Raw genomic sequence first — 8,222 nt, forward strand, 5'->3', positions numbered from 1 at the left:
TTGATGCTTGAAGCCTATCTGGACCAGATCAAAGCCCAATCCGATCCCGCCCGCGCCGAACAGATGGCGGCTTATCACAAGGCCGACCGCCCCCATCTGGGCGTGGCAAACCCGATCCTGAATGATCTGACCAAAACCTGGCGACAGCAGTTGGATGTAGCAACGCGCGTCGAACTGGCAGATGCGTTGTGGCAGACCAATATCCACGAGGGACGCCTTGCCGCTGCAAAACTGCTGACACAGGCGCGCATCCGACCTGATGATGCCGTTTGGGACCTGCTGCAAAGCTGGTTGCCGGATTTTGATGCCTGGGCTGTGGCGGATCACGCCTGCATGGCGATGCAAAAGCGCCTGTCAGCCGACCCTTCGCGGCTGGATCAGGTGGAAAGCTGGACAAAATCGGACCACATGTGGACCAGGCGCGCGGCGCTGGTGGCGACCCTGCCCTGGACCAAACAGAACCACCCCAAACCGGAAGACCTGCAACGCCGAGACCGCATTCTGGGTTGGGCTGCAGGCTACGTGCCCGATCGCGACTGGTTCATTCAAAAAGCCGTCGCTTGGTGGCTGCGCGAATTGTCCAAGCACGACCCGGACCGGGTCATTGCCTTTTTGAAAACACACGGCGACGCGATGAAGCCATTTGCGCGAAAAGAGGCCGGTAAATATCTGAAAGGTCAGTTGGAATAAACTTCCAGCTCAACCAGTTCATCAAATGGCAGCAGCAGGGCCCGCATCGCATCCAGCGAAAGGCGGCTGCCGCCCCCGGCTGGCCCGGTTGCTGGAATTAAAGTGATATAGGCCTGCGCGCCCGTACGCGGCACAACCACGCGCCCGGTGAACTCGGTCTCCACTAAAGACGTTTCCAGCCATCGACCAGGTGTTGTGGGATCTCCCAGACCGGCAATCGTGGTTTTTGGACCGACCCAACCAGTGGCGGCAACGGCAACAGGTTGCGGCTCGACCACCTCTTCCACAACGGCGGGTTCTGCTTCTTCGGGGGGCTTGTCGCCACCAAAGACGCGATCAGTGGTCGACCGCACGGTGTCACATCCCGCCACCAGAACACAAATAGCCAAAAGCGTATATCTCATGACGCAAACCTATCGCCCTGCGCGCATCTGTTCCAGCGCAAAGCGCAGTTCGCCCTTGTCGCAGGGCGGTTGCAGCTTTACCTATGTCGCATGACAGCTCCGCTTATCGACCCGTTCGCACGTGCCATCACCTATCTCCGCGTATCCGTTACGGATCGCTGCGATTTCCGCTGTGTCTATTGCATGTCCGAGGACATGACCTTTCTGCCTAAGAAAGACCTGCTGACGCTGGAAGAGCTGGACCGCATGTGCTCGACCTTTGTGAACATGGGCGTTGAAAAGCTGCGCATCACCGGCGGCGAGCCGCTGGTGCGCCGCAATATCATGACGTTTTTCAATTCGATGACCCGTCATCTGGACAGCGGCGCCCTAAAAGAGCTGACGCTAACCACCAATGGTTCGCAACTACACCGATTTGCCGATGATCTGTACGCTGCCGGTGTTCGTCGCGTGAACGTATCGCTGGATACGCTGGACGAGGACAAATTTGCCAAGGTCACCCGTTGGGGACGCCTCAAACAGGTTCTTAACGGAATCGACGCCGCGCAGAAAGCGGGTCTGCGGGTCAAGATCAATGCGGTCGCCTTGAAAGGGTTCAATGAACCCGAATTGCCAAAGATCACCGAATGGTGTGCCGAGCGTGATATGGATCTGACCTGGATTGAGGTCATGCCCATGGGTGACATCGGAAACGAAGACCGCCTGGACCAGTACTGGTCTCTCGAAGATGTGCGCAAGGAATATGAAAAACACTATTCCGTTACGGATCTGGCCGAACGGACTGGTGGACCTGCGCGTTATGTACGGCTTGAGGATACGGGCCAGAAAATCGGCTTTATCACTCCGCTGTCGCATAACTTCTGCGAAAGTTGCAACCGCGTGCGCCTGACCTGCACCGGTGAGCTGTACATGTGCCTTGGGCAAGAGGATATGGCCGACCTGCGCGCGCCGCTGCGCGATCATCCCGACAGTGATAAATCATTGGAAGAGGCAATCAGGTCCGCGATCACCCTCAAGCCCAAAGGGCATGATTTCGACTATTCCCGTCAGGCCGTCGACGGCCAGATGAGCCGCCACATGAGCCACACGGGCGGCTAAAGTGCCAAACAACCCCGACCAGCCAACGCTGCTGTACAAGCTGTATTGCGGCCTGACTTCCGTTGCGGCCCCGCTGGCATGGCGCACGGTTCGCAAAAAGCTGCAGACGGCGGGCGTTCCCGAAACGCGCCAGCAGGAACGCCTTGGCCACGCCACGCAAACCCGCCCGGATGGGCAGCTGATCTGGTTCCACGCCGCCAGCGTTGGCGAAACTCTGTCCGTCATCAGCCTCATCAAACGTCTGGGCGAAGGCCTGCCCCAGGCTGAGTTTCTGATTACCTCCGGAACCCCAACTTCGGCCGCGCTGATCGAAAAACGAATGCCACCGCGCGCACGCCATCAATTCCCACCACTAGACACAGCCGGACCGGTGAAGCGTTTTTTGGATCACTGGCGCCCTGACGCCGGCGTCTTCGTCGAAAGTGAAATCTGGCCACGCCTGATTGTCGAAGCATCTCGGCGCGAGGTTCCGCTGGCGCTGCTCAACGCGCGTCTATCGGATCGCTCGGTCGAGGGATGGAAGAAGCGACCCAAAACCGCGCGATTTATTCTGGACCATTTCACACTGTTCCTAACCCAGAATGACAAGACGGCGGGAAATCTTATCGACATGGGTGCACTCCCCGATCGGGTACAGCCCGGCACCAACCTCAAAGCCATGTCGGACCCCCTGCCGGTCGATCGGACCACGCTGAGCGATATCCGCGCTCAAATCGCCGACCGCCCGATCTGGATCGCCAGTTCGACCCATGCAGGTGAGGAAGAAACGGTTCTGGCCGCGCATGCCAAGCTGTTGCAACGCTGGCCCGATCTGCTGCTTCTGCTGATCCCCCGGCACCCCGAACGACGGTCAGAGGTTGCAGATCTGCTCGAGTCCGCCGGGCAGTCCGCCGCCTTCCGCACCAAGGGCGACAAGATCGCGCCGCAGACTCAAGTTTACGTCGCTGACACACTGGGCGAAACTGGCACATGGTACGCATTGTGCCCAATCGTGTTCCTGGGCGGCTCGCTCAAGGAAGTCGGCGGTCACAACCCGTTTGAGCCCGCACAGGCCGGTGCCGCTGTGATCACTGGTCCGGGGTACTTCAATTTTGCGGAAACCTTCGCGCCACTGATCGAAAGCGGTGGCGCGACCGAGGTCAATTCCGCTCCGCAACTCTCGGATGCCGTTGCGAATTGGTTGTCAGACGACACCGCGCTCGACAAAGCGCAGGCTGGCGCGAAATCCTGCGTCAACAACCAGAAATCCGCGTTGGACCATGTGATCAACACCTTGTGTGATACACTCAACCTTGCCTGACGCAGCAAGGGTCCAACTTCATCTGGCCATAAATGTCCCGGGGAGCGCGAGGGGCTGGCCCCTCGCTTCCCTACGCCGTCATCAGGCCGCGGGCATCCGTTGTTCCACGATCCCGGCCCACCAGCTGCATCCAACCGGAATCGCCTCGTCGTTAAAATTATATTCGGGATGATGCACAGCCGCTGTGTCGCCATTGCCAACCAGGATGTACGCTCCGGGCCGTTCCTCCAGCATAAAGGCAAAGTCCTCACCGCCCATGATCAAGGGCGCTTCGTCACAGTTTCCAGACACAGAGCGCGCAACATCCGCAGCAAAATCGGTCTGCTCGTCGCTGTTCACCATCACCGGATAACCCCGGTAATAGGTCACATCGGCCGCGCCGCCAAAGGTGGCGGCAATACCTGCGCAGATTTCTTGAACGCGCTTTTCAGCCAAGTCGCGCATTTCTTTGCTCATCGTACGCACGGTCCCTTTGATCTTCACCGATTGGGGGATCACATTGAACGCGTTTGACGACGTCTCAAACGACGTGACCGAGACCACAAGGCGGTCAATCGGGTCGGCATTGCGCGATGCAATGGTTTGCAGCGCCAATACGGCCTGAGCCGCCATCACGGTGGTGTCGACCGTTTCATGAGGCTTGGCGGCGTGCCCGCCTTTGCCTTCGAAAGTGATATCGAACTGATCTGTCGCCGCAAAAAAGGCCCCAGGTCGGATGGCGAAGCTGCCCACCGGACGACCTGGCCAATTGTGCATGCCATAGACCTCTTGAATGCCCCAGCGGTCCATCATGCCGTCTTCGCACATCTCGCGCCCTCCCCCGCCGCCTTCTTCGGCGGGTTGGAAGATCACAATCACAGTGCCGTCAAAATTGCGCGTCTCGGACAGGTATTTCGCGGCCCCTAACAACATCGCCGTATGCCCGTCATGGCCGCAGGCGTGCATCGCGCCGTCGGTTTTTGAGGCATAGTCCAGCCCGGTCGCCTCGTGGATCGGCAGCGCATCCATATCCGCCCGTAGCCCGATCACCTTGCCGCTTGTGTCCGTCTTGCCCTTGATCACGCCGACAATTCCGGTTCGGCCGATGCCTGTCACCACTTCATCACAGCCAAAGTCCCGCAACCTGTCGGCGACCAGGGCACTGGTGCGGTGGGTTTCGAACAGGATTTCCGGGTTTTCATGAATATCGCGTCGCCACTCGGTGATTTCACCCTGCAACTCGGCGAACCGGTTTTTGATCGGCATGTTGGTCTCCTAACTGTTGGTTTTCCGGCCTGCTGCTCCGCTATGGCTCCGCCATGACTTCAATCTGTTTCGGCGGGTCGCAACGAACCCGCCAACAGGACGATGAATACGGCCAGCGGCAACAGCGCCGTGAATGCTATGCGCAATGTAAGCATCTCTGCGAGAAACCCAATAAGCGGTGGGCCAATCAACAGGCCTCCGTACCCCAGCGTGGCGACGCTGGCGATCGCCTGCCCCGGCGGTACGTTGGGATCACTTGCCGCCCGGCTGAACGCCAACGGCATGATCACCGCGTACCCGATCCCCATCATCGCAAAACCTGCCAATGCCAGTCCTGCCTCGGCAGCGGACACAACACAGAACACACCCAAAGCGGCGCAAGCCCCGCCAAATCGCGCTGTTGCCACCGGTCCAAACCGCGCAATGACAAACCCGCCTGCCAAGCGGAAAGCAACCATGGCAACCGAGAATACCGCATAGCCCAATGCCGCAATGCTTTCGGCGGCGTCGGTCACGTCCCGTAGGAAAACCGCACTCCAATCCGCCACTGCACCTTCCCCCAACGCTCCGCACAGAGCGGTGAAGCCCACAAGGATCAATGCGCCTGAAGGTAATGCAAATACCCTGCCTCCGGACACGGCCGCGCGGCGCGATGTCCAGCGTACCCATGACAATGCCAATGCCAACCCAACGACGATCCCACCCGCCAGCAAAAAGTGTTGGATCACTGTCAGCCCCATCTGCACTGCTGCAAATCCGCTGAGGGCGCCCAACCCTGCCCCAAGGCTCCACATCGCGTGAAATGATGACATCACGGGTTTCTTGTACGCCTGCTCAACCTCCGCCGCCCAGGCGTTCATCGCCACATCCATCGAGCCGTGGAAAGCCCCGAATACAAACAAAAAAGCCGCAAGCGACCAGAAGCTACCCGCGAGGGCCAGAAGGATCAACGAAACCGTATAGAGAACGGCAATGTACCGCGTCAGAACCACCGCGCCGAACCTGTCGGTCAACCAGCCTGTGATCGGAAATGAACACACCGCGCCCGCCGCCATAAACAACAGGCCATATCCCAGTGTCTCATGCGTCAGGTCCAGTTTGTCCCGGACTGCTGGAATGCGCGATGCCCAGATGCCGAACAATGCGCCATTCAATATGAACATGGCGGCCACGGCCCGCCACGCCGACACGATTCCAATCACAGAGAATTCCTCGACCCAAGTGTCAAACGCGTTTGTTGTACAACTCGCAGGTCCAAAGGCAAATACGGATCTACTCCAACCGCTTTCGAATCCTGCGAACGGCAAACCATACCGCCAAGACAACCGGAATCGTGACCCCTGCGCTTAACATCCCTTTACTGATCCCGGTATCCGTCAGGGGGTAGAGCAAATAGCTGACCAGCGATACGGCATAATAGCTGATCGCGACCACGGAAAGCCCCTCGACCGTGTGCTGCAGGCGCAAGGCCAGATCGGCGCGGCGATCCATGCTTTCCAACAGGGCCTGGTTCTGCGCACTGCGCTCAACATCTACGCGGGTTCGCAGCAGTTCCCCTGCACGGATGGCCCGATCTGAAAGGGCTTGCAGGCGACGTTCCGTGGATTTCACCGTACGGATCGCCGGGTCGTATCGGCGCATCATAAAGTCCGCAAAGTTCTGACCGCCTTCAAAACGCTCTTCGCGCAGGACCTCAATTCGCTGATTTACGATGGCCTCATAGGCACCCGTGGCTCCGAACCGGAACGAACACTGCGCCGCCAAAGTTTCCAGTTCAATCGAGGTCGACAGCAAATCCTGAAGCAACTCGTCGGGCTGGGCAGAATTGTCGGTCATCTGCCCCATCAGGCGCGTCAGCTTTTCATCCAGCTTTCCGATTCGAGGCATCAGTTGTTTGACCCGCGCAAAACCCAGCATAGACATTGCCTTGTAGGTCTCGATCTCACACAAACGCTGGACGATCCGTCCCGTCCTGCGCCGACCGGTTCCATTCGCGACAAACAGCGCAAACCGCATGTGCCCTGCCGGATCGATACGAAAATCACTTGCACAAACAGCTGCGTCATCCAGCACCCGAGCAACAGCCAGGCTTTCTGGTTCGAACCATTCCAGCAGCTTGGATTTGATCCCCTCGTCGCCTTCGCGTTCGACAACACGCACCATGGCCGACGTGACCCTCTGACCGGGGCTGGCCATCAACCAGTCGGGGGGAAAAACCTCAAAATCAGCCGGGTTGAACGCACGCTCGCTGACGTTCTGGGCGATGGCCGTATAGGTCACGAACTCGGTGTGTTGTTCCCACTTCAACCAATGGCGGCCGATTTGTCCGGCATAGTGTGTGGCGTCCGGCTGCGGATGCTGCGCCCCGTGGCGGTCGAGAAGATCGATCAGGTGATCCAGATCTTCGCGGCGATCCCGCGCGACGGCGGCAACCGATTTCTTGATCGCCAGAAAGACCACTGTGCAAGGCATCGCCGCCACCGGAAACGGCCGGGCGTGCAGCTCATTGGCCAGCGCATAGCGCAGCGGATGGTCATCTATCGGCGTCATCTTGGGCTCCGTTTCGTCCGAGGCACTATACGACACCTTTAAAATTCATCAATTCTCTTTTTATTTCATATACTTACAAGAATACTACGGTATACAAACCCGCTATCTCATTGATTTGGTTGCCACAGCTCGATCGGATTGCCCTCAGGGTCATGGATGCGCGCGAACTTGCCAACCTCACTGTCCCACTCTGCGTTAGTTTCAACCTTGATCCCTGCGGCTTCAAGCTGCGCAATCATGGTGGCCAGATCGTCGACACGAAAATTGATCATCCACTGCTGCTCGGATCTTCCGAAGTACGCGGTGTCCTGCACAAAGGGGGCGAAGACTGTGTAACCCTCGCGCTGTTTCCATGGCTCCGGGATATAGTGATTTACGCCCAGGTGCTTTTCATACCACGCGCTCAAGGCCTCGGGATCACGAGCGCGAAAGAACACGCCGCCTATGCCGTTCACTTTTTCCATCGGGCACCTCCTTTTCAATTCAGGATACACCAAAAACAGAAAAGGCGCCCACTGGGGCGCCTTTCCGATAGTTATCCTGACCCGGCTTATTCGATCATAGGCAGTAGTTTGTCGAGGCTTGCCTTTGCATCGCCATAGAACATGCGGGTGTTTTCTTTGAAGAACAGCGGGTTTTCGATGCCCGAGTACCCGGTGCCTTGGCCGCGTTTGGACACGAAGACCTGCTTGGCCTTCCAGCATTCCAGAACCGGCATGCCGGCGATGGGGCTGTTGGGGTCTTCCTGCGCCGCAGGGTTCACGATGTCGTTCGAGCCGATAACGATGGCCACATCCGTTTCGGGGAAGTCGTCGTTGATCTCGTCCATTTCCAGCACGATGTCGTATGGCACCTTCGCCTCGGCCAGCAGCACGTTCATGTGGCCAGGCAGACGGCCCGCGACCGGGTGGATCGCAAAGCGCACATTCTTGCCC

General features: G+C 58.5%; 9 protein-coding genes. 3 read left to right on the forward strand and 6 right to left on the reverse strand.

Going from position 1 to position 8,222, the window contains the following annotated elements; translation table 11 throughout:
- The first annotated feature begins 3 nt into the window (after positions 1 to 3).
- On the forward strand, positions 4 to 690 hold the full coding sequence (locus DHN12_RS19060) for a DNA alkylation repair protein (protein ID WP_199913544.1): 687 nt from the start codon (positions 4 to 6) through the stop codon (positions 688 to 690).
- On the opposite strand, the gene DHN12_RS19065 is transcribed toward DHN12_RS19060, so the two are convergent.
- A complete protein-coding gene (locus DHN12_RS19065) occupies positions 678 to 1,094 on the reverse strand; it encodes a hypothetical protein (RefSeq protein WP_108861598.1) in 417 nt (138 codons plus the stop codon). The two genes, DHN12_RS19060 and DHN12_RS19065, sit on opposite strands and share 13 nt — an antisense overlap.
- Before the next feature lie 90 nt (positions 1,095 to 1,184).
- Here DHN12_RS19065 and moaA point away from each other — a divergent pair, with 90 nt between their 5' ends.
- The gene (moaA, locus tag DHN12_RS19070) at positions 1,185 to 2,192 is read left to right on the forward strand and encodes a GTP 3',8-cyclase MoaA (RefSeq protein ID WP_058274374.1); all 1,008 of its coding nucleotides are present in this window, start codon (positions 1,185 to 1,187) and stop codon (positions 2,190 to 2,192) included.
- Position 2,193: 1 nt separating this feature from the next.
- Positions 2,194 to 3,492 carry a 3-deoxy-D-manno-octulosonic acid transferase gene (locus DHN12_RS19075; protein WP_108861599.1) on the forward strand — a complete coding sequence of 433 codons (1,299 nt, stop codon included), beginning with the start codon at positions 2,194 to 2,196 and terminating at the stop codon, positions 3,490 to 3,492.
- A gap of 81 nt (positions 3,493 to 3,573) precedes the next feature.
- Here DHN12_RS19075 and DHN12_RS19080 read toward each other — a convergent pair whose 3' ends face one another.
- From DHN12_RS19080 to DHN12_RS19100, 5 genes are all read right to left on the reverse strand, one after another.
- Positions 3,574 to 4,737, reverse strand: a complete 1,164-nt coding sequence (locus DHN12_RS19080) for a M20 aminoacylase family protein (protein ID WP_108861600.1) — start codon at positions 4,735 to 4,737, stop codon at positions 3,574 to 3,576.
- Positions 4,738 to 4,796: 59 nt separating this feature from the next.
- Positions 4,797 to 5,939, reverse strand: a complete 1,143-nt coding sequence (locus tag DHN12_RS19085; protein WP_108861601.1) for an MFS transporter — start codon at positions 5,937 to 5,939, stop codon at positions 4,797 to 4,799.
- A gap of 70 nt (positions 5,940 to 6,009) precedes the next feature.
- Complete coding sequence (locus DHN12_RS19090) at positions 6,010 to 7,287, reverse strand: DUF3422 family protein (RefSeq protein ID WP_108861602.1); 1,278 nt, start codon at positions 7,285 to 7,287, stop codon at positions 6,010 to 6,012.
- 107 nt (positions 7,288 to 7,394) lie between these two features.
- Complete coding sequence (locus DHN12_RS19095) at positions 7,395 to 7,751, reverse strand: VOC family protein (RefSeq protein WP_108861603.1); 357 nt, start codon at positions 7,749 to 7,751, stop codon at positions 7,395 to 7,397.
- An 86-nt stretch (positions 7,752 to 7,837) separates the two neighbouring features.
- Positions 7,838 to 8,222 (reverse strand): NAD(P)(+) transhydrogenase (Re/Si-specific) subunit beta (locus tag DHN12_RS19100; protein ID WP_199913546.1); only part of this gene is annotated, 385 nt, incomplete at its 5' end.

Origin of the sequence: Ruegeria sp. Alg231-54, from assembly GCF_900143525.1 — a bacterium.
Classification (GTDB): Bacteria; Pseudomonadota; Alphaproteobacteria; order Rhodobacterales; family Rhodobacteraceae; genus Ruegeria.

Coding starts and splice junctions, on each gene's coding strand:
- DHN12_RS19060 (WP_199913544.1), top strand. CDS start 4: ATGCTTGAAGCCTATCTGGACCAGATCAAAGCCCAATCCGATCCCGCC.
- DHN12_RS19065 (WP_108861598.1), bottom strand. CDS start 1,094: ATGAGATATACGCTTTTGGCTATTTGTGTTCTGGTGGCGGGATGTGAC.
- moaA (WP_058274374.1), top strand. CDS start 1,185: ATGACAGCTCCGCTTATCGACCCGTTCGCACGTGCCATCACCTATCTC.
- DHN12_RS19080 (WP_108861600.1), bottom strand. CDS start 4,737: ATGCCGATCAAAAACCGGTTCGCCGAGTTGCAGGGTGAAATCACCGAG.
- DHN12_RS19090 (WP_108861602.1), bottom strand. CDS start 7,287: ATGACGCCGATAGATGACCATCCGCTGCGCTATGCGCTGGCCAATGAG.
- DHN12_RS19095 (WP_108861603.1), bottom strand. CDS start 7,751: ATGGAAAAAGTGAACGGCATAGGCGGCGTGTTCTTTCGCGCTCGTGAT.